The sequence below is a fragment of the Microcoleus sp. D3_18_C2 genome, from assembly GCF_036702395.1.
Taxonomy (GTDB): Bacteria; Cyanobacteriota; Cyanobacteriia; order Cyanobacteriales; family Microcoleaceae; genus Microcoleus.
Window position 1 is genome coordinate 33,044 of the sequence record NZ_JAUBTG010000045.1, and the last position, 20,107, is coordinate 53,150.

The window sequence follows — 20,107 nt, forward strand, 5'->3', positions numbered from 1 at the left end:
TGGGCGGGGGCGGGTTTATTGTATTGTCGATTCTAGGCAAATACTATTGGTGAACCCGCCCCTACAAGACATAGAATTAGATCGTAACCGATCGATTTATCTTAAATTAAATGAACAAGCTAGGTGAGATTTGAAAATAATCGCCGAGTGCCTTAGCTTGTGCTTTGCTAATTGATCGCTTGCCGTTGACAACTTCAGATACTACGCCGCTAGATCCGATGATACCTACCAAGTCTGCTTGGCGGGTGCCACTGGATTCCATGATATGTTGCAAAATCTCATGAGGTTCGGATTTGTCTACCGGATAGTTTTCTGTCTCGTAAACTTCTATCAAAGTGACTAACAACTTGTATAAAACTTTCTCCTCTGGAGTGAGGTTTTTAGCAAATGTTAGCCTTTCTGCAACTGCCAGGAGGCGATCGTATTCTTCCTCAGTTTCGATCGCCTTGGGAGCAATTTCTGCGAGCAAGTTGCTGTAAGTCGTTCGGTCAAAAGTTAGGGTCATTTTTCCATTTTTCTTGGTCGTAGTCAGAGTGGGTTAGGAAATATTTGTAGAAAACAGTTTGGTTCTCATAGTTAATCCCAACAATCAGGCGATAGTCGTTGCCTTTGATATTAAAGACGGTAAAGTTTCCTACTGCTTCGGCATCCCGATAAATTTTGCGAACATCCTCCAAATTATGCCATTCTGCTTTGTTGACAGTTTCTTTCCAAATCTCAATTTGGTTTTTGACATCCGGGTATTTAGCAGCATTATTACGGAGGTTGCGGAGCGAAATTAGGTGCATTTGTTTTTAGCTTTTTAGTGGTTTTGTATTGCATCTCTTTCGCTTCCATAACGTGGCTTATTCCATCACTTTATACAGGACTTACTCACAGATTTTATCTATAGCAATCCTTGCAAGAGTCGTAAACTTTTTACCCCACCCCAACCCTCCCCTTGGTAAGGGGAGTAAGAAATTCACAAATGATGCGAGGATTGCTACAGCGGATTCCAGGTTTATAAAGTACACCCCAGAAACCGGGTTTCTTCTGGATTTCTCGCCAGAAACCGGTTTTATTCAAGAAACCCGGTTTCTCTGTACTTCACTTACCTGGAAAGTGCTGTATATAGAGCGATCGCTGTCCACCAGAACTCTACAGGTGATCTCAAAGTTCGGTTATGCAGGGTAATACCAAATCCGGGTTAGGCATCCCCTTTATTGACCAGAAATTTCTTCATGTGGTACCCGCCACGTGATTTATCCAGAAATTTCTTCATGTGGTACCCGCCACGTGATTTATCCGTGCAATCAATTCTTTAATCGAAAATCGAAAATCACTTATTGCCCCCGCATTTATCTCGCGCAAGTCAATCGAAAATCGAAAATCGAAAATCGAAAATCGAAAATCGATTGACGGAATATTTATAACAGGGGTGGTAAACTCGGATTTGGTATAAGTCCTGCTTGTATACTGATACTCTCATTTTGAGAGGAAAGTGTCAAGGGTCGATCGGGTAAACATTTTTTAAGCCGCGTAGGTGAGTTGTGTTTGTGCAGTACGCACTGTACACCCTACTTGAATTGACAGGAGATTTACTTTGAAAACACTATTTTTGGCTTGGCAAAGCCCGGACAGCGGTTCTTGGTTTCCGATTGGTCGATTGACATTTAACGGTAAAGAATACCAGTTCAATTATACAAATGGTGTTCTAGAAGCGAAACTCAAGTGCGGGTTTCAACCCTTGCCATCTTTCCCGGATTTCCATAATGTTTACACTTCACAGAAACTGTTTTCGTTGTTTTCTAATCGAGTGATGGCCCGATCGCGCCCTGAGTACCCTGAATTTGTACAGTGGTTGAATATCCCTGAACACGAACATGACCCAATTGCTTTATTGGCGCGCAGCGGAGGCAAACGGGCAACTGATAAATTTGAGGTATTCCCTTGTCCCGAACCAGATGAAAATGGACGTTACTGTATCCATTTTTTTGCAGATGGACTGCGATACCTTTCAAAGTCGGCAATTGAACGGATTAATCGGCTTAAAGTGGGCGAACTTTTGTATTTAGCCCACGAATTTAAAAATCCGCGCGCTTCCCGTCTGCTTCTGTGTACTAAAGATCACTGGATTGTTGGCTATTGTCAGCGCTATCTTGTGGATGATATTTTTGAAATTATTTCGCAGCATCCAGAATTGGTTCGCGTACAAGTCGATCGCGTCAATCAACCCCCAACGCCGCTACAGTTCCGCTTGCTATGCAAGATGACTGCCGATTGGCGAGACTTTCGCCCCTTCCAAAGTCGGATGTACCAGCCGATTAGCAATGATGTTTTAGCTGCAAGTGCGATCGGATAATCAGCAACAATAAGTAAAATTACGATCGCAGAATTAGGGAAGAAGTCAAGTTAATTGTTGTGAATTGAATACAGAAGATTGCACAATTTATACAAATAATTAGCTTGATCTTGACATTTTTTACATAATGGAGTATGTTTGAGCTAATTTATCGATTCCTAATTTCGCATTCTCAGTTAAGTCCATACAATTTGTGAAAATTAGAGCTACAGATTGCTAATGATTTTGATTAGTCTTGTTGCGCTAAGTGAAACAAATTCGAGTTCTAATTTTTATATTGAGAACTCGTATGGGTGTGAAATTAACCGATTAGAAAATTGAGACAATTGTGAGTATGAACAAAAAAATAAAGATTGGGGTTGCTGAAGCTTTTGGTACTTTTGTGTTGGTATTAGGTGGATGTGGCAGTGCGGTTTTAGCTGGAGATAAAATCGGCTTTTTGGGAGTTTCGATCGCCTTTGGTCTATCCCTCTTAATCATGGTTTATACCATCGGCCCTATCTCTGGATGCCACATTAATCCGGCGGTAAGTATCGGTTTAGTAGTTGCCAAACTGATCGATGCTGTTTTGCTTCCTTATTATATAGGAGGTCAGATTGTAGGGGGAATTTTAGGCGGTCTGGTTTTGTATATGATAGCATCAGGAAAACCAGGCTTTGATGCGGCTGCTTCTGGATTTGCCTCTAATGGTTTTGCAGAACATTCTCCCACGGGTTACGGACTTTTGGCAGCAGCTTTGACGGAAATTGTACTAACTGCTTTTCTGTTATTTACCATCATGGGTACTACCCATCCCAAATATCCCGTCGGTTTGGGCGGAATTCCCATCGGCTTGATGCTGGTGTTGATTCATTTAGTCGGAATTCCCATAACCAATACTTCAGTTAACCCAGCTAGAAGTATCGGTGTCGCACTTTTTCAAGGCGGATGGGCAATCCAACAGTTATGGGCGTTTATTGTATTCCCTGTGATCGGTGGAATTATCGGCGTTTTGGCTTATAATTTCATTAAACCCACTCTGGAAGAAATTTGAGCGAAAATCATAAATAAACCGGGTTTATTGAATTTTTTAGGGTGGTAGAATTCATCCGGCAACTTAAGAAACCCGGTTTGTCGATCGCACAACTTGATAAAATTGCAAGTATATTGCAAGTATTCGGTAAATAGGTGCCATGATTACGATCGTGATGGGAGTCTCAGGTTCTGGCAAAACTACTGTTGGCAAGTTGCTGGCGCAATCTCTCAATTGGGATTTCAGGGATGCCGACGATTTTCACCCATCAGCTAATATCAATAAAATGAGTCGGGGCATTCCTTTAGAAGATGCGGATCGCCTTCCTTGGCTATTACAATTGCAAGCTACAATAGACAGGTGGCTGTTAGAAAATAAAAATGTGGTTTTGGCTTGTTCTGCTTTAAAAACATCTTACCGCGAAATGCTCTACCGAGACCAAAAGCGCATGAAGATAGTTTATCTAAAATGTTCTTTTCAGCTATTAGCCACCAGGTTAAAAACTCGCGAAAATCACTACATGAAAGCAGACTTGCTGTTAAGCCAGTTAGACAGTCTCGAAGAACCTGAAGATGCAATTATCATAGATGCTTCGCAGCCACTAGAGTTAATCGTGCGCCAAATTATATCATGTCCGATCGATCGCCCATAATACCATTGCCGGGGCGGGTTTTTGAGATTGTCCGTTTTTGGCAAATATTATTAGTGAACCCGCCCCTACAGGAATCAGGGTAATCGATGGGACATGATATGATGTGCGGTTAATTGCCCCCAATAAAACCTATAATACTAAATCGAGCTTAAATACCAGTTTATTTCTTAGTCCCTCTTAACTAGGGCAAGAATTTGTATAGTAGCTATTTCAAACGGCGAGTCTTAGCGAGGGTTTTTAACTCGGATTTAGTATAACAGTATTTTTTTCCTAGCAACCGAGTTTATGAACCAAAATTAGCCCCCTTTCCGTTTCCAGACTGATAGGTTGGCGGCCCTAATTTTTGTACAAATATAAGAAAGCTTCTACTTCAGCCGCAGTAGGTTGAGATATAATTGCCCCCGGTTTCATCGCTGTCATCGCACCTACCGCACTGGCATAAGTTACAATTGTTTGGGCTATTTTGGGGTCGGCTAAATTCTTAATTCCATGCTTGCACAACTGTCGCACAAAACCAGCCAGAAATGCGTCGCCTGCACCTGTTGTATCCTCAACATCTACTGTAAATGCGGGGATTTTTCCTTCATTTTCCGAGATACAATAGGCGCAACCTTTCTCGCCCGCAGTCACCAAAACGCCTTCTACGGAATCGAGACGGTAGGTAATTGCTCCAGCATCGGTAGTGTCAAACAACCATTCGGCTTCTTCCTCAGATAACTTGACAAAATCAACTTTTTTTAATATTTTTCTAATGCGCGCTTTTGCTTCGTCTGGATTTGGCCAAAACACGGGACGCCAATTGATGTCAAGTATAATTTTAACGTCGTAGTGTTCTGCTAGTTCGATCGCTCGGACGATCGCCTCTCGACTTTCAGGATAAGCTAATTCTAAAGTACCTAGCACTAAATATTCGGCATTTTCAAACAGCACTTCGGGTAGTTGTGCAGCGAGGAGGCGGGTGTCGGCAAAATCCGCAGTATCAAATTTGCCAAAACCGGCAAAATTTCGATCGCCCGCTTCATTCCGCAAGACATAAACTTGCCGCGTCGGCGCACTTGGATGTCGCTGCACTCCAGCAATATCAACCCCTACTTCTTGCAATACCTGCACTAGAGAATTACCCAATTCATCCCCACCTACAGCCCCGATAAATCCCGCCGCCGTCCCTAATTTAACCAAAGCACAGGCAACATTAGCAGGAGCACCGCCGGGATATGCCGTCCAAGATTCTACCTCTTCGAGAGATACTCCTGGTTTGTCTGCTAAACAATCAAATAAAACTTCACCCAGACACAGAACGCGAGGATAAGTCATGTCTATTTTAGATTTTAGATTTTAGATTTTAGACCAGCAGTAGACAGCTCAAGAATTATTTTTAACCGATCCCAGAAAAATTGCAAGCTATATTTTAATAGCTGCTCCTATAATACCAGACTTATTGATACTGGCAGTTACTCGCTCAACGCACAAGTGCAGTGCGGCGTATCAGTTGTTTTACCTGAAAACATCTGCGGGTTTGGCCCGGATGTCAGATGCGCGCAGGTAAAGGGCTCACCCGCCACCGGAAGGGTGCCAGCAGTGCAAGTCGGTGCGCGTCATGCTGTGTCAGCGCTGAGTTTGCACTCTTGGCGATTCTGCAGGCGAGTTGGTGCTTCGGGCCCGAAAGAGTAGCACAGCAAATTTAATTTTCTCTTCATACTCGATCCCTCATCCTTTAGAATTGTAGATAGGTAAATATGCAGACATAGGAAAAATTTATGAGTGGGATTGTCTCTGGGACCCCTGTCACCCTTTCGGACAGAGAATTGCAAGTGGTAGAGTTAGTAGCAGCGGGATTGACTAATGAGAAAATCGCCGAAAAGTTAGAGATTAGCAAGCGTACAGTTGACAACCACATTAGCAATATCTTGAACAAGACGCGGGCTGACAATCGAGTTACGCTTGTACGCTGGGCTTTGCAGTGGGGAAAGGTATGTTTGGACAATATTAACTGCTGTCCTCTACCGCGGCCGATCGATAAAGAAGTATCTTAAGTAGGGATTTTGGTTGGGGACAGGCAAAGAAATGATGCAAACGGCACAAGAAAAACAACTCCGCTATCAAATTCAAAGCCCTGGATTGCCGCTGGCGGTGTATCGCGAAGTGGCGATCCATTTGCGTCAAGTTGAAGGGGTGCAAACCGGTTTAATTCCGCAGCAGTCGCAGCGGTTTGATTACTACGACAGCCAAGTTGGGGGTTTGTGGATACAGTATCCTGAAGGGTTCGATTTGGCAGGTCGCGAGCGGGTCGATCGCATTTTGGCTTATTATGGCGATCGTTACGGAGCCTGGGAATTATTAAGTCATTAGTTATTGGGAATTGTTAGCTGTTGACTGTTGACTGTTAACTGTTGACTGTTAACTTTTAACTTTTAACTAATAACTAATGATTAATGACTACTGACTACTGACTACTGACTACTGACTACTGACTACTGACTACTGACTACTGACTAACAAAATGAGTGCAATTAAAACTTTACCGGGAACGCGGGATATTTTGCCCGCTGAAATTCAATATTGGCAAAATATAGAAGAAGTCGCTAGAACCATTTTAAAAAAAGCGGCTTATCGAGAAATTCGGACGCCAATTTTTGAACAGACATCTTTATTTGAACGCGGCATCGGAGAAGCTACCGATGTCGTGGGCAAAGAAATGTACACTTTTAAGGATAAGGGCGATCGATCGACAACTTTGCGTCCAGAAGGCACCGCCGGAGTAGTCCGAGCTTTTATTCAAAACAGTTTGTACGCGGCGGGAGACGTACAGCGCCTGTGGTATGCGGGGCCGATGTTTCGCTACGAACGCGCGCAAGAAGGAAGACAGCGGCAGTTTAATCAAATTGGCGTGGAAGTCTTGGGGAGTGCGAATCCTCGTGCGGATGTCGAAGTAATTGCGATCGCCTGCGATATCCTGCAAACCCTCGGTTTAAAAAATTTGCGCCTCGATATTAATTCTGTCGGAAATAAGCAAGACAGACAAAATTATCGGCAAGCATTAATAGATTATTTTACACCGCACAAATCCGAATTAGACGCCGATTCTCAAGACCGCTTGACTCGCAATCCGCTGCGGATATTGGACAGCAAAAATCAGCGGACTCAAGAAATTGTAGCTGGTGCGCCGAGTATTTTGGAATATTTGGGAGAGGAATCGCGATCGCACTTCGAGCAAGTGCAGCAAATGCTCACAAATTTAGGAATTAGCTATCAGTTAAATCCCCGATTAGTGCGTGGTTTAGATTACTATACTTACACCGCTTTTGAAATTATCTCCGACGATTTGGGAGCGCAAGCCACAGTTTGCGGAGGCGGCCGGTACGACGGTTTAGTCAAGGAATTGGGCGGCCCAGATACGGCGGCAGTAGGTTGGGCAATGGGTATCGAAAGGTTGATTATCCTGCTGCAAAAGTTGCAACCTTTGCCCGTTCCCAAGCAGGATTTCTATTTGGTATCTAGGGGCGAAAAAGCCGAACAGCAATCGGTATTGTTAGCTCAAAAATTGCGAAGTGCCGGGTTTAGTGTCGAGATAGATTTGAGCGGTAGTGCTTTCGGGAAACAGTTTAAAAGGGCCGACAGAAGCGGTGCTGTTGCGTGTTTAGTTTTGGGAGATGCGGAAGCTGAAAACGAGACGGTACAATTGAAGTGGTTGGCGAGTGGTGAACAAAGTGCGATCGCCCAATCAGAACTACTAGCAATGACAAACGAGCTACAGCAGAAGATAATTGCTGCATATTAAGTCCGGCAGGGAATGAATTCCCTGCCTCAAAGCTAAAGTCCTCTTCAGAGGACTAATTATTTTAACAGTCTTCTTCTCAGTCCTCTTCAGAGGACTTTAGCTATTAGCCAGGGGTTTCAACCCCTGGCGGACTATCGGCTTAAGTCGTTACTAATTGGCTCTGCCCGGTAAGGCAGATCCAGAGGATCTGCCTCGTCATTAAGCCATTAACATGAATCCCAAAAACCAAGAGATATAATTTAAGCATTAAAACATTTAACCTCTGATAAACTATGTCTGTAGCAACTAAAAATCATGAAACAAAACTCACAATCACCTGGCCGCTACTACCAGAAGATTTTCAACTACCAGACGACCCAGTGGAAGACGAAAGCCAACCATTATTAGCCGCCGCTTTGCGCCAGCCGCTAACAGCATTTCCTGAATTAATGCAGGATGCCTTAATTGTTTCCAACTTTGCCTTGTGTGCAGGAATAAGTTTCCCAGGTTCAAGCAGCGACGAACAGCGCATTATCTGCAAAGCACCAGATTGGATGTACGTGAAACCCGTCAATCCAAAAAATGTCTCGCAAGTCCGCCGCAGTTACACGCCGCACACAGAAGGAACCATCCCTCAACTCGTGATGGAATTTCTTTCAGAAACCTATGGAGAAGAATACTCCGTTGAATTTACCTCGCGGGTGGGAAAGTGGTATTTTTACGAGCAAGTAATCAAAGTCCCCCGATACGTCATATTCCGAGCCAAAACAGCTCATTTAGAAGTTTACGCTTTAGAATCAGAGCACTACAACTTGCAAAAACCTGATGAAAACGGACGTTATTGGATACCGGGATTAGACTTGTTTTTAGGAATGTGGGAAGGAACGCACGAAGGAAGGACAGGCTGTTGGTTGAGGTGGTGGAATCCTGAAGGCAAGTTGTTGCTTTGGTCTGAGGAAAGAGCCGATCGCGAAAGCCTCCGCGCTGAAAAATTGGCCGAAAAATTGCGTCAAGCGGGGATCGAGTTAGATGATGAAGAGTGAAATATCAATTGATGAGTCGAGTTCGATCGTGTTTTGCTATGATGACACTCTTGTGGTGCCGGCATCCAGCCCGCCCTTGGCTAACTTTGGACTCCTATGTCAATAGAACGTCTCCAGCCGATCGCCTGGACAAAAAAACCGCGACTCATATCCTTATTTTCTGGTTGCGGCGGCATGGATTTGCCATTCCACCAAGCCGGATTTGAGGTAGTTTGGGCGATCGACTCCAACAAATACGCCTGCAAAACATTCAGCAGAAACATTGCTGATGTCATCATCAACGACAGCATAGAAAATATAGACATTGCACAAGTTCCCGAAGCTGAAATATGTATAGGAGGGTTTCCCTGTCAAGATTTCTCCCTAATTTGGAAGCGCCCCGGACTTGAAGGAACCAGAGGTAATTTATATACATACTTTCTCGATTTTGTCAACAAAAAAAAGCCCAAAGCTTTTGTAGCAGAAAATGTCAAAGGCTTATTAAGTGCCAATAATTATCAAGCAATAAAACAAATAATTTCTGATTTTGAAAGTATAGCTCCCGGCTACTTAGTTAAACCCAAACTATACAACTTTGCGGATTACGGAGTTCCGCAATTTCGGCAAAGAGTGTTATTAGTTGGGATTCGGATGGATACAGGATTTAACTTTGTGCATCCTCAGCCAGAATACGGTCAAAATCGCAAAAATCCCTATCGAACTGCGGGCGAAGCACTCAAAAATGTGGAAGCAGTTCTTGACAATAACCAACATCATAAAATTCAAGCCCGCACCGTTGAAATTTTAAATCGAATTAAACCGGGAGGCAATTTCTCTGATATTCCCAAGGATAGTCCATACTATGTCAAAGGCATGATCAGTCACGTTTATCGCCGAATTCATCCTGATAAACCCTCATCGACAATCATTGCTGGTGGAGGCGGCGGAACTTGGGGTTATCATTATTTAGAACCGCGTTCTTTGACAAATCGTGAAAGGGCAAGATTGCAAACATTTCCCGATGATTTTGTTTTTGAAGGTTCTACGACTGAAGTACGGCGGCAGATTGGAAATGCAGTGCCCCCGCAGGGAATCGCTGCTGTTGTTGAGTCTTTGATTCCGCTCTTTAATGAGAATTATCCGAAAGTGGATTTATATGAAATGAGTAAAAAGTTGCAGGGGATGTCTATTCAACAGCGATTGAGATGGGCTGAATTAGAACCCAGTGAAAATATTTTATAATCAGCAAGTAGTTTATAGTACAATATTTCTAAATATTGAGCTAATTATGTAGCTGATAGAGTTAATATTCAAAATGCTGAAAGAACTTCATCTAAAACAAGTAGGAACCGCCCCCCAGTTCGATGTAGAATTTGCCGATCGCATTAATTTATTTACTGGCGACAATGGTTTGGGGAAAACTTTTTTGCTTGATGTTGCTTGGTGGGTACTAACTGGAAAATGGGCGGATAGTCCAGCTTGGCCACAGCAGGGACAGGGCAATTCCCCGGAAATCACTTCTCTTTTAAGCAATCAAAAAAAATCCGATAAATATCGAAGTCTGTTTAGTTTTTCCGAACAAAAGTGGTTAGACATTGGCAAGTATTCTAGTTTTAAAGGGTTAATTATTTACGTCCGTGTTGATGGATTTTCCGTCTTAGATCCTGCCCGTAATCGCTTAGCAGCTTATCACTTCAATTATGATAGTCTTTGGAATGGATTGATTAATTCAGAAGGAAAATTTATCTGTAATGGTCTAATTCATGATTGGGTGAACTGGCAACGTCAACCAGACAGATCTCAATTCCAACTATTATCTCGCGTCATTAAACAACTTTCTCCCGATGCTGATGAATGGATGGAACCGGGAGAACCAATCAGGGTTTCTGTTGAGGATGTGCGTGAGATTCCTACCTTAAATTTTCCCTATGGCAATGTTCCGATTATATACGCATCAGCGGGCATTAAGCGAATTTTAGGATTAGCTTATTTGTTAGTATGGACTTGGTATGAACACACAATGGCTTCTAAGTTGCGGCAACAAGAACCTCTGGATAAGATAATTCTTTTAATCGATGAAGTTGAAGCTCATTTACATCCACAGTGGCAACGATCAATCTTGCCAGCCATCTTAGAAGTAGCGACAAACCTCGAAAATGAAATGAAACTTCAGCTAATAGCTACAACTCATTCTCCGCTGCTACTTGCCTCAATCGAGCCTGAATTTGATGAGGAACAAGATAAATTATTTTTGTTTGAGTTACAAGGTAAAGATGTAACTCTTAATGAAGTTCCTTGGACAAAACATGGGGATGCTGTTGGGTGGCTAACTTCAGATATTTTTGGGTTAAAACAGGCTCGTTCCCGCGAAGCAGAAATAGCGATTGAGGCTGCGTATGCCTTCATGCGAGGAGAAAGCATAGAGACTTTTCCTGAATACCTCAGAACTAAGGAGCAAATTCATCAGGAACTCCTGCGAGTTTTACCAGAACACGATCGCTTCTGGCCGCGATGGATTGTGAGCACCGAGGTTGAGTAAAGATGATGCGATTTATTCCGCCACCGGAACCACCGGATTTTGAGCAACAAGTGCGACAAGCCGGCAATAATTGGTTAGTTAAAAATCCTGGTAAAGAACCAAAAGATTTTTGGTCTAGCTTCAAACCTCAATTAGCTAAAGAGTTCCAAAATCTTTGTGGCTATTCAGTTATGTACATACCGAGTCGGATGGGTACTGTAGATCATTATTTGAGTAAAAGTAAAGCACAAAATCGGCATTTGATTTATGACTGGAAAAACTATCGCTATGCTTTGCAACGGGTAAATAGCTGCAAAGGAACTTACGATCGACAAATTCTCGATCCGTTTGAAGTAGAAGATAATTGGTTTGAGATTATCCTACCTTCTTGTCAGTTGATTTTGACTGATGCGATTCCTTCCCACGAGCGCGATCGAGCCGAATTTACCCTCAAAAAGTTACAGCTTCAGAATAGTGAATGGGTTATAGAACAACGTCAGGAGTGGTATCGGATGTATCTAGAGAACGAACTTAATTTAGAAGGGTTAGAAAAGAAAGCGCCTTTAATCGCTCGTGCGGTTAAAAAACAGCTTAATTAGTTAATAATCAATCTAAAATAATCAATCAGGCACCATCAAACCCTTCAACATTCTCCCCTTTTCCTCCTCCTTCAACCCCTTACACTGCACCAAAACCCCAAAACCCCCCAAACCCATCGGATCGATCAACTGATGCAAAGCCTCCCGGCGCCGCAAAAACGTTGCCACATCCAATACTTCCGCATCATTTGTTGATAGAGAAGCAATACGATCGCCCAAACCCAACGCCATCAAAAACAAAGCCTGCTGAGTAAACCCTACCACATCCAAACCGCACAATTCACCCTGCCTTTCCAGCGCCGTAAAATTAACATGAGCCGTTAAATCCTGCCGCCCCACATTAATATAAGGATTATTGTGATATCGGTGCAGATAATAACACTGTAGCGTCCCCTCCCTGCGCCTCGGATTGTAATAGCGGTGCGCCGGATGGCCATAATCAATAGTTAACAAATATCCCCGCTGCAACTTTTGAGCAACTGTACTCATCCAGTCCAAAGCGGCCAAATTCACCTCACTGCGATAACCATCCCCGTAAACACTCGCCGACAAATCGATGCCCACCAAATCCAAATATTCGCCAATTTTAGGGGTGGAAACTTCGCCAACTACCTCAACAAATTTTATCTTTTCTTGTTCATTTTTTGGGGTTTCTGCGGCAACGTAAATCTCCCTAACTTGCCCTTGTTCCAGAATAAATTGATGCACGGGTAAAGCATCTACTAACTCATTAGAAAAGAAACAACCGACAATTGAGTTATTAACTATCTCATCCCAATTACACCACTTGACACACTTGATATCGGCTAACATTTGCCGCTGTTCCGCTTGGAGTACAGGGGAAAGTTCAACAATAATGTATTCTAAAATATGAAAGAAATCGGGATATTGTATTTGCAGATATTGCAGCACATTTTCGGCAAAATTTCCCCGCCCAGCGCCCATTTCTACGATCGCGAAGTTTTGAGGTTTGCCTAGAATTTCCCACATTTCCACAAACTGATCCGCCAAAACCTCCGCAAAATCAGCACCCCAGTGAGACGACGTGATAAAATCGCCTTGTTTGCCGATCGACTGGCGATCGCTATTATTATAATATCCGTGCTGCGGATGATATAATGCCAAATCCATATATTCAGCAAAAGTAATACGCTGCTGGGGACTGGCGGCAATTCTTTCGCAGATTAAAGCGCAGAGTTCTGGGTTGCTGTCATTGATATCTGATTGCTGGAATGTCATAATTTATGGAATCAAAGTTGATTTTATTTTATTTTTGAAATAAAGATTTTTTTCACCGCAGAGGGCGCAGAGGACACAGAGGAAGAGAGAAGAGAGAGATTTTGATTATTGATATCATATCATTTTGAAGCCGATCGCAAACTTGAGATTTGACATGGCAAATTTTCGATCGCTGTGATAAGCTAGCCTTAGATTTTAAATATAATGCTTCTTTATGATACCACCAGAATCTTGTTTAGAAGAGTTCAAAAAATCGAGCCACTTATTACCAGATTATGTAGTCATATTTAATTTAGCAGATACAAAAAGACGCGGTATTTACTTAGGTCACAGAGGCGTAGACAAGGATATAATCGCCTTTGATAATTTGTTAAAAAGTTGTATTTCTTCACAAAGATGCAAAAGAGTTCACTGGGATCTATGGATCGGTTGTCTTGCTGAACGGCAACTCAATAACATTCCAGGTTTGATAGGGAATTACGCACAAGAAGTTCCTATATTTGCAGGGTGGGAATGCAGGGCGATCGACCCCAACGGAAATCGAATATTTATTGAAGAAAAAAGAAATGTTTTAATCAGTCGCGCTGTCCGCTGCGGCTATTTGTGGGTAGAAAATGCTAATGAATTAATTATCAAAGTCAATGAATTAGTCGAGCGAGTACATCGTTTACCTGTCAATACATTTACTTCCCTAGAGTCAGAGGTAGCTGTTACTTTACCCAGATGGCGGTGTGTCCCCGCTGAAATTTTATCTTTAACTGAGTATTGTCCGTACTGCAAAGGCACAAACTTTGACTGGTCAGGAGGAGCTGATGATTGTTCTGAGGGTATTTGTACGCAGTGCGGAACCGAGGTAGATTTTCGTTACTGTTAATCTATACACTCCCAGACTCATGGGTAGTCAGAAACCGGGTTTTTACGAAAATTTTTCGTTGTAGCCGACAGTTGAAGTGAAAAACCCGGTTTCTTTGGTATTATGCGCCCAGGACTGTATATGATTCAAAAAAGTAGCGATCGCACTTTTTAGCAAACAGCCCAAAAATGCGATCGCCCTTTTCCTTCTACCTGTCAACCGAGCCCATAATAATGTCGATACTCCCCAAAATTGCCACCAAATCCGCAATCTTCACGCCGCGCACAATGTGAGGCAAAATCTGCAAATTATTAAAATCCGCAGCCCGAATCTTCCAGCGCCAAGGAAACACACTATCATCCCCGATAATATAAATCCCCAACTCACCTTTGCCACTTTCGACGCGGACATAATGTTCGCCCTTGGGAATCTTAAAAGTCGGCGCCACTTTTTTGCCAATAAACTGATAGTCAAAACCATTCCATTCAGATTTTGGCCCGCTTTCTAAGCGCTTCGCTTCCAAATTCTCGTAAGGGCCGCCGGGGAGTCCTTTCAAGGCTTGATAGATAATCTTAACCGACTCGCGCATCTCCCGAATCCGTACTAAATACCGGGCTAAACAATCGCCAGCAGCTTCGGTACAGACTTCCCAGTCGAAGTCGTCATAACATTCGTAATGGTCAACTTTCCGCAAATCCCAATTTACGCCGGAACCGCGCAACATGGGGCCGGAAAGTCCCCAGTTAATCGCTTCGTTGCGAGAAATAGTACCCAAGCCTTCAATCCGGCGGCGGAAAATTGGATTGTTGGTAATTAAACGTTCGTATTCGTCAATTTTGGGAACGAAATAATCGCAGAAATCTTGGCACTTATCTACCCAACCGTAGGGCAAATCGGCGGCGACTCCGCCGATGCGGAAATAGTTATTATTCACCATGCGATAACCGGTCGCTGCTTCCCACAAGTCGAGAATTGGTTCGCGATCGCGCATAGTATAGAAAAAAGGAGTTTGCGCCCCCACGTCCGCCAAAAACGGCCCTACCCACATCAAGTGGTTAGCAATCCGGTTCAACTCCAGCATGATTACCCGAATATAACTAGCCCGTTTGGGGACAGCAATATTCGCCAACTTTTCCGGTGCATTCACTGTCACCGCTTCGTTAAACATCCCCGCAGCGTAGTCCCAGCGGCTAACGTAGGGCACGTACATCACGTTGGTGCGATTTTCGGCAATTTTTTCCATCCCGCGGTGCAGATAGCCCAAAACTGGCTCGCAGTCCACCACATCTTCCCCGTCCAGGGTGACAATTAACCGGAGTACCCCGTGCATTGAAGGGTGGTGCGGCCCCATGTTGAGCACCATCGGTTCGGTTCTAGTCTCAATTCTTGACATAATTAAATGAATTAATGATTACTGACTATTGTTGATTTTTGTTTCGCTTTTATGATTATGAAGGATATCGAGCTCTCTGAGAAGGAGACCCTTGGATCGGATGTCAGTATTGACACCTATCACGTTCCAGTTTTGGGTCAAGAATTAATTGCGGGTTTGGCTGTGCGTCCAGGCGGACACTATTTGGACGCGACGCTTGGGGGCGGCGGACACACGAGTTTGATTTTAGCGGCGGCGCCAGATGTTACAGTGGTGGCGATCGACCGCGATGAACAAGCCATCGGTTTTTGCCAAGCCCGATTTGCCAACTCGCCCGTTGAGTTTTGGCACGGTAACTTTGCTGAATATCAGTCCCCAGAGGCTGAATTTGATGGTATCATAGCAGACTTGGGCGTCAGCTCTGCTCAGTTCGATACACCGGAACGGGGATTTAGTTTTCGCCACCGGGCTCAACTAGATATGCGTATGAACCAGCAGCAATCTTTGACGGCAGAAGAGATTATCAACCACTGGGAAGAAGTTAAACTAGCAGATATTATTTACAGGTACGGCGAGGAGCGACTGTCGCGACGCATCGCAAGGCGGATTGTGCAAGGGCGCCCTTTTCAAACTACAACAGAACTTGCAGGGGCGATCGCCAGCAGCTTCCCTCCCAAGCAGCGCAACGGCAGAATCCATCCGGCCACCCGCACTTTCCAAGCTTTAAGGATAGCTGTCAACTCCGAACTCGCTTCTTTAGAAACTTTCCTAAACCTTGCGCCAAGGTGGTTAAAACCAGGGGGGAGAATCGGAATCATTACATTTCACAGTCTCGAAGACCGACCAGTCAAGCACCAACTCAGAGGAACACCCAATTTGCAGGTACTGACAAAAAAGCCGATCGTGCCACAATCCGAAGAAGTCGCTAGAAATCCCCGCTCTCGTTCTGCTAAGCTCAGACTGGCAGAAAGAATAACTTGATTCGGCAGTAGTAATATGCTTGCTGCAAAAAGTTCAGAGATTAGGGAGACTTGGATGCAGCAATCAAGTACGATTCGGCAAAGATGTAGGGAATAGCGCCAACAACCCACCACTAACCCTCCGGGTACAGTGGGGCTTGAAATACAGCCGGTGTTGACCAGACTTAGGTAGCAATACCTGCGTTAGTAGTAAGTGTTAAAATTCACACCGAGGACAGTACCCAGCTAGTTAAGAACTCTGCAATCAGAGCATTAATTAGCAGTTTTGAATGCTGGTGTGTTTAGAAAAGTACCGACTGCTAACAAGGTCATTGCTCGTATCACAGCGTCAGTAACGAGCGGGCTAAAGCCACGCTCGCTTGTAAGAGAAATCAAACAAGCTGTACTGACCAGCTATCGCCTTAACAGGCTACGTTATTTAGGTCATGACACCCGCTTGATGCGAAGCTAGTCCCCTGCCCTGTCGCTAGTAGTTAAACAGTCTTAAAGTCACGCTCGACAGTGCTGCCAGCCGGCGCAAGCCTCTATAACATTGGCGAAGCTAACTTTACCCCAGAAATGGGAGATTGAGGACAACCATATCCTCACGCCTTGGGGCAACCATACCCCTCTGCCCCGCGAGGGGATTCAAGGCGATTGAAATCGCCGGGTCGTTTTCCTCTCAGGACTAAAGTCTCGGAGCTTCCCACTTACCGAGTATTTTTTGTGAAAGCTGACTGGGGAATTTTCCCTATTGAAGCGGCCTACCGAGGCGGGTTACAGTATCGAAAGCCTCTCATCTGTGCGAACAGATGGTGCGAAAGGAATGCTCACCTTGAGGTAAAACGGGTTTCTTTAACTCAACTTGACGTAACTGATATGTTGCATATATCCAGCCCCCCTTTTCCTCCCGCCACCTTGCTGATTACAGCTATGGTGGGGGTTTTCAAGGGGGAAGAAAGATGAGTCGGGGAGATGGAAGCAAGCTGAAACTGATGGTAGTCGATGACGAACCTGACAACTTGGATTTATTGTACCGGACGTTTCGACGCGACTTTCAGGTTTACAAAGCAGATAGCGCCCTCAGCGCCCTGGAAGTTCTAGACCAACAGGGCGAGATGGCGGTGATTATATCTGACCAGCGGATGCCAGAAATGAATGGCACCGAGTTTTTGGGGAAAACAGTCGAGCGATTTCCCGATACGATTCGGATTCTGCTAACGGGATACACAGATGTTGAAGATTTGGTCGAGGCCATCAACTCAGGTCAAGTGTTCAAATACATCACCAAACCGTGGAATCCAGAAGAACTCAAATTGGTGATCAATCAAGCCTCAGAAACTTACAAATACTACAAGCAGCGCAGCGTTGCACTGCGTCGCGCTTTACGCAAGGAATCTCTGTTCAATGAGGTAATGAGCGTGATTCGCGGGTCGCTAGATTACTCTAGTATGGTACAAACTATTGTTCAAACCGTAGGTCAAACTTTTGAGGCAAACTATTGTATGCTGCGGCCGGTAGAGGCCGATCGACTATTGCCGAGTACCTTCCCCTACCAAGCCCAAACCTCTGAAGCCAGCAGCTTTTCTTTTGATGAAAATTTGCTGGTTCAAGCCGTAGCCAGCCGCCAAACTCAAGTCAACCCAAACAGTCGCGGGGACGGTAACTCCGTTGAGATTGCCGTGCCCCTGACTTACCAGCAAGAATTGCTGGCGGTACTCGCACTGTGCCAGATTGGTGGCACTAACCCTTGGTCGGCAGAAGAGATAGAGTTAATAGAAGGTGTAGCAGCTCAAGCTGCTCTCGCCCTGTCTCAAGCTAAGCTCTACCAGCGCACTCTGGATTTAGCCAAGCAGATGCAAAACGAGTTGGAAGTGGCTCGCCAAATCCAAACAAACTTGTTACGCCAAAGTTGGCCGGATTTTGAAACTGTCAGGGTGCAAGCTTGCTGCTATCCCGCGCGGGAAGTTGGCGGCGACTTTTTTGAAGTCTACGTCCACTCTCAAGGGGATATTTGGATAGCGGTGGGAGATGTTTCGGGTAAGGGAGTTCCGGCTGCTCTATTTATGGCCAGCGCGATTTCGGTGATGCGGCGGGAACTTTCCCAAGAAGTTTCTCCAGAGCCCGATCAAGTTATGCAGAACATGAATAGCAGTATGTCTGACGACCTGATCGGCAACAACCATTTTATTACAATGGTTGTAGCTCGTTACACTCCGTCAACGGGACACCTCGCTTTTGCTAATGCCGGTCACATTTACCCGATTGTTTGGTCTCACTCGGAGGTGAAAGCTCAAGCCGCTAGCGGTAAAACGCCAGCCGAGCCTAATTTCCTGAAAGCTCGTGGCATTCCTTTGGGGATACTACCAGTTTGGAGAGGCAAAGCAGGTACGATCGAATTAAAGTCAGGAGATGTATTTCTGCTGACGAGTGACGGAATTACTGAAGCTAGCGTGACAAGTCAAGCGGTAGCAGGGGGTGTACCAACCCGTTCTATGCTACAACAAGAAGGGCTTTGGCAACTTTTGATTCAGGAACCTGGTTCTTTCAACTTGGACAATTTGTTGGCTCACATCCGAGCTGATAATCCCGTTCAAGAAGACGACCAAACCATACTCTCTCTGGAGGTTCTTTGAATCTGTCAGCGACTCCCGACGCATAGTCGGGGGTGGGTGAGAGCCGAAAAAACTTAAGCCCTGCTTGTTGACGGCCCATAGAGTAGTCCTACAAAGGACGGTGTTATCGTCACCAGTCAAAAACCACAGTAAAAACCTAGCCGGCGATGGCGCAGCTAGTTTCCTGAATCGCTTTCCTGGGGGATTAAATACCTGTAAAGGGTTAAGGTAGAAGGCATTCGTCAGAAAAAACCAACGCTTAAAAGCCAAGGATTGAAACACAGATTTTTTATACCTCACTGCTTACAGTCTCGGTATAATTATCAATTGTTAAGGGGCTTTAAGCCCATAACAAAAGTTTTCAACTATTCTCTTAACTTCTGCCTTCTACCGAATGACGAATGCCTGATTTTTAAACAGAAAAGGCTCGTATCCCCCGATTAGCGACAAGTATTGAGGCCGAATCCATTCGGCTCGTCGTATTTCATACCTGGAAGACACAGGGTTTTCAAACTTACGGGATTTTTTTATGAATACTGAGCTTCATGTGCCAAGCGACTTGCGGTTTTTAACAATTGTTGAAAATTGGTTGCTGAGCAGTTTGGAAGTAGAGCTAGGAGAGCACGTCGATTGGCCGCGTCAGTCGAATCGTTTGCGCTTGGTGTTAGCAGAAGCCTATTCTAACGTGATCCGCCATGCTCACAAAGATCAACCCAATTTGCCCGTGTTAATTCGCTTGAATTTAAAAAATAGGGATATTGGTTTAGAAATTTGGGATTACGGTAAAGGTTACGAAATGGATACTTACAATCCCCCGAGGCCGGAAGCTAAACAGGAAAGCGGCTACGGCTGGCTGATTATGAGCAGACTTATGGATCGGGTGGACTACACTTTGCAAATAGACGGTCGCAACTGTCTCAAGTTGGAAGCGAGTTTGCCGGAAAAATCTTAATTAGTCGTTAGTCATTAGTCATTAGTCATTAATGATTGGCAAGGCACTTTTTGACTCGCTTTGGCTGTCTGTCGCACGCGCTGCGGTGACAGCCAATTTTCCGTGCAGTAGCGTCAATCGATTTGAGATTTGAGATTTGAGATTTTAGAATTGAAGCATTGACTTGCGCGAGATAAATACGTTCGGCAAGTTTCATCGGATACAGGTTTTTTATTT

General features: G+C 44.4%; 20 protein-coding genes. 14 read left to right on the plus strand and 6 right to left on the minus strand.

Translation table 11 applies throughout. The features are described 5' to 3' along the window. Positions 1-106: 106 nt before the first annotated feature. Both QUA88_RS22115 and QUA88_RS22120 read right to left on the minus strand, forming a co-directional pair. Positions 107-505 carry a transcriptional regulator gene (locus tag QUA88_RS22115; RefSeq protein ID WP_333058196.1) on the minus strand — a complete coding sequence of 133 codons (399 nt, stop codon included), beginning with the start codon at positions 503-505 and terminating at the stop codon, positions 107-109. Continuing rightward, the gene (locus QUA88_RS22120) at positions 489-788 is read right to left on the minus strand and encodes a type II toxin-antitoxin system HigB family toxin (protein ID WP_333232233.1); all 300 of its coding nucleotides are present in this window, start codon (positions 786-788) and stop codon (positions 489-491) included. The genes QUA88_RS22115 and QUA88_RS22120 overlap by 17 nt, the downstream gene beginning before the upstream one ends. A 794-nt stretch (positions 789-1,582) precedes the next feature. On the opposite strand from QUA88_RS22120, the gene QUA88_RS22125 reads away from it, so the two are divergent. The 3 genes from QUA88_RS22125 to QUA88_RS22135 all read left to right on the plus strand — a co-directional run bounded on the left by QUA88_RS22125 (position 1,583) and on the right by QUA88_RS22135 (position 4,005). After that, on the plus strand, positions 1,583-2,341 hold the full coding sequence (locus QUA88_RS22125; protein ID WP_333210822.1) for a DNA-binding protein: 759 nt from the start codon (positions 1,583-1,585) through the stop codon (positions 2,339-2,341). A gap of 334 nt (positions 2,342-2,675) precedes the next feature. Continuing rightward, positions 2,676-3,374: an aquaporin Z gene (aqpZ, locus tag QUA88_RS22130; protein WP_333058193.1), complete on the plus strand. Its 699-nt coding sequence runs from the start codon at positions 2,676-2,678 to the stop codon at positions 3,372-3,374. Positions 3,375-3,513: 139 nt separating this feature from the next. Continuing rightward, the gene (locus QUA88_RS22135) at positions 3,514-4,005 is read left to right on the plus strand and encodes a gluconokinase (RefSeq protein ID WP_333058192.1); all 492 of its coding nucleotides are present in this window, start codon (positions 3,514-3,516) and stop codon (positions 4,003-4,005) included. Positions 4,006-4,341: 336 nt separating this feature from the next. Here QUA88_RS22135 and QUA88_RS22140 read toward each other — a convergent pair whose 3' ends face one another. After that, positions 4,342-5,319, minus strand: a complete 978-nt coding sequence (locus tag QUA88_RS22140; protein WP_333210824.1) for a carbohydrate kinase — start codon at positions 5,317-5,319, stop codon at positions 4,342-4,344. A gap of 443 nt (positions 5,320-5,762) precedes the next feature. On the opposite strand from QUA88_RS22140, the gene QUA88_RS22145 reads away from it, so the two are divergent. The 7 genes from QUA88_RS22145 to QUA88_RS22175 all read left to right on the plus strand — a co-directional run bounded on the left by QUA88_RS22145 (position 5,763) and on the right by QUA88_RS22175 (position 11,901). Then, positions 5,763-6,038, plus strand: a complete 276-nt coding sequence (locus QUA88_RS22145) for a photosynthetic electron transport-dependent transcriptional regulator PedR (RefSeq protein WP_006633901.1) — start codon at positions 5,763-5,765, stop codon at positions 6,036-6,038. A gap of 34 nt (positions 6,039-6,072) precedes the next feature. Then, on the plus strand, positions 6,073-6,354 hold the full coding sequence (locus tag QUA88_RS22150) for a hypothetical protein (RefSeq protein ID WP_333058204.1): 282 nt from the start codon (positions 6,073-6,075) through the stop codon (positions 6,352-6,354). Between the two features lie 151 nt (positions 6,355-6,505). Next, complete coding sequence (gene hisS / locus QUA88_RS22155; RefSeq protein WP_333058190.1) at positions 6,506-7,783, plus strand: histidine--tRNA ligase; 1,278 nt, start codon at positions 6,506-6,508, stop codon at positions 7,781-7,783. Between the two features lie 272 nt (positions 7,784-8,055). Then, positions 8,056-8,805: a Uma2 family endonuclease gene (locus tag QUA88_RS22160; RefSeq protein ID WP_333273843.1), complete on the plus strand. Its 750-nt coding sequence runs from the start codon at positions 8,056-8,058 to the stop codon at positions 8,803-8,805. A 96-nt stretch (positions 8,806-8,901) separates the two neighbouring features. Next, positions 8,902-10,026 carry a DNA cytosine methyltransferase gene (locus QUA88_RS22165; protein WP_333232240.1) on the plus strand — a complete coding sequence of 375 codons (1,125 nt, stop codon included), beginning with the start codon at positions 8,902-8,904 and terminating at the stop codon, positions 10,024-10,026. A gap of 73 nt (positions 10,027-10,099) precedes the next feature. Then, positions 10,100-11,323 (plus strand): AAA family ATPase, encoded by a 1,224-nt coding sequence (locus tag QUA88_RS22170; RefSeq protein WP_333058187.1) that lies wholly within the window; start codon positions 10,100-10,102, stop codon positions 11,321-11,323. 2 nt (positions 11,324-11,325) lie between these two features. Beyond that, positions 11,326-11,901: a hypothetical protein gene (locus tag QUA88_RS22175; protein ID WP_333058186.1), complete on the plus strand. Its 576-nt coding sequence runs from the start codon at positions 11,326-11,328 to the stop codon at positions 11,899-11,901. A gap of 21 nt (positions 11,902-11,922) precedes the next feature. Here the strand turns inward: QUA88_RS22175 and QUA88_RS22180 are convergent, their stop codons facing one another. Continuing rightward, positions 11,923-13,140 (minus strand): class I SAM-dependent methyltransferase, encoded by a 1,218-nt coding sequence (locus QUA88_RS22180; protein ID WP_333273848.1) that lies wholly within the window; start codon positions 13,138-13,140, stop codon positions 11,923-11,925. Between the two features lie 214 nt (positions 13,141-13,354). On the opposite strand from QUA88_RS22180, the gene QUA88_RS22185 reads away from it, so the two are divergent. Next, entirely contained in the window at positions 13,355-14,014 is a 660-nt protein-coding gene (locus QUA88_RS22185) for a hypothetical protein (RefSeq protein WP_333056425.1), read from the plus strand. A 187-nt stretch (positions 14,015-14,201) separates the two neighbouring features. On the opposite strand, the gene QUA88_RS22190 is transcribed toward QUA88_RS22185, so the two are convergent. Beyond that, on the minus strand, positions 14,202-15,386 hold the full coding sequence (locus tag QUA88_RS22190) for an NAD(P)H-quinone oxidoreductase subunit H (protein WP_333056426.1): 1,185 nt from the start codon (positions 15,384-15,386) through the stop codon (positions 14,202-14,204). Between the two features lie 57 nt (positions 15,387-15,443). Between QUA88_RS22190 and rsmH the strand changes: the two genes are divergently transcribed. The 3 genes from rsmH (at position 15,444) to QUA88_RS22205 (ending at position 19,891) form a co-directional block, all read left to right on the plus strand. Continuing rightward, complete coding sequence (gene rsmH / locus QUA88_RS22195) at positions 15,444-16,346, plus strand: 16S rRNA (cytosine(1402)-N(4))-methyltransferase RsmH (protein WP_333056428.1); 903 nt, start codon at positions 15,444-15,446, stop codon at positions 16,344-16,346. Positions 16,347-17,286: 940 nt separating this feature from the next. Beyond that, entirely contained in the window at positions 17,287-18,960 is a 1,674-nt protein-coding gene (locus tag QUA88_RS22200; protein ID WP_333056430.1) for a SpoIIE family protein phosphatase, read from the plus strand. Between the two features lie 508 nt (positions 18,961-19,468). Beyond that, entirely contained in the window at positions 19,469-19,891 is a 423-nt protein-coding gene (locus QUA88_RS22205) for an ATP-binding protein (protein WP_006633914.1), read from the plus strand. A gap of 28 nt (positions 19,892-19,919) precedes the next feature. Here the strand turns inward: QUA88_RS22205 and QUA88_RS22210 are convergent. Continuing rightward, positions 19,920-20,107, minus strand: a 188-nt coding sequence (locus QUA88_RS22210) for a hypothetical protein (RefSeq protein ID WP_333273852.1), incomplete at its 5' end; no start/stop codon positions are given.

Excerpts from the sequence above, each read along its gene's own strand:
- QUA88_RS22145 (WP_006633901.1), top strand. The coding sequence starts at position 5,763 with ATGAGTGGGATTGTCTCTGGGACCCCTGTCACCCTTTCGGACAGAGAA.
- QUA88_RS22135 (WP_333058192.1), top strand. The coding sequence starts at position 3,514 with ATGATTACGATCGTGATGGGAGTCTCAGGTTCTGGCAAAACTACTGTT.
- QUA88_RS22200 (WP_333056430.1), top strand. The coding sequence starts at position 17,287 with ATGAGTCGGGGAGATGGAAGCAAGCTGAAACTGATGGTAGTCGATGAC.
- rsmH (WP_333056428.1), top strand. The coding sequence starts at position 15,444 with ATGAAGGATATCGAGCTCTCTGAGAAGGAGACCCTTGGATCGGATGTC.
- QUA88_RS22175 (WP_333058186.1), top strand. The coding sequence starts at position 11,326 with ATGATGCGATTTATTCCGCCACCGGAACCACCGGATTTTGAGCAACAA.
- QUA88_RS22140 (WP_333210824.1), bottom strand. The coding sequence starts at position 5,319 with ATGACTTATCCTCGCGTTCTGTGTCTGGGTGAAGTTTTATTTGATTGT.
- QUA88_RS22180 (WP_333273848.1), bottom strand. The coding sequence starts at position 13,140 with ATGACATTCCAGCAATCAGATATCAATGACAGCAACCCAGAACTCTGC.
- aqpZ (WP_333058193.1), top strand. The coding sequence starts at position 2,676 with ATGAACAAAAAAATAAAGATTGGGGTTGCTGAAGCTTTTGGTACTTTT.
- QUA88_RS22160 (WP_333273843.1), top strand. The coding sequence starts at position 8,056 with ATGTCTGTAGCAACTAAAAATCATGAAACAAAACTCACAATCACCTGG.
- QUA88_RS22165 (WP_333232240.1), top strand. The coding sequence starts at position 8,902 with ATGTCAATAGAACGTCTCCAGCCGATCGCCTGGACAAAAAAACCGCGA.
- QUA88_RS22120 (WP_333232233.1), bottom strand. The coding sequence starts at position 788 with ATGCACCTAATTTCGCTCCGCAACCTCCGTAATAATGCTGCTAAATAC.
- QUA88_RS22190 (WP_333056426.1), bottom strand. The coding sequence starts at position 15,386 with ATGTCAAGAATTGAGACTAGAACCGAACCGATGGTGCTCAACATGGGG.
- hisS (WP_333058190.1), top strand. The coding sequence starts at position 6,506 with ATGAGTGCAATTAAAACTTTACCGGGAACGCGGGATATTTTGCCCGCT.
- QUA88_RS22170 (WP_333058187.1), top strand. The coding sequence starts at position 10,100 with ATGCTGAAAGAACTTCATCTAAAACAAGTAGGAACCGCCCCCCAGTTC.
- QUA88_RS22185 (WP_333056425.1), top strand. The coding sequence starts at position 13,355 with ATGATACCACCAGAATCTTGTTTAGAAGAGTTCAAAAAATCGAGCCAC.
- QUA88_RS22205 (WP_006633914.1), top strand. The coding sequence starts at position 19,469 with ATGAATACTGAGCTTCATGTGCCAAGCGACTTGCGGTTTTTAACAATT.
- QUA88_RS22115 (WP_333058196.1), bottom strand. The coding sequence starts at position 505 with ATGACCCTAACTTTTGACCGAACGACTTACAGCAACTTGCTCGCAGAA.
- QUA88_RS22150 (WP_333058204.1), top strand. The coding sequence starts at position 6,073 with ATGCAAACGGCACAAGAAAAACAACTCCGCTATCAAATTCAAAGCCCT.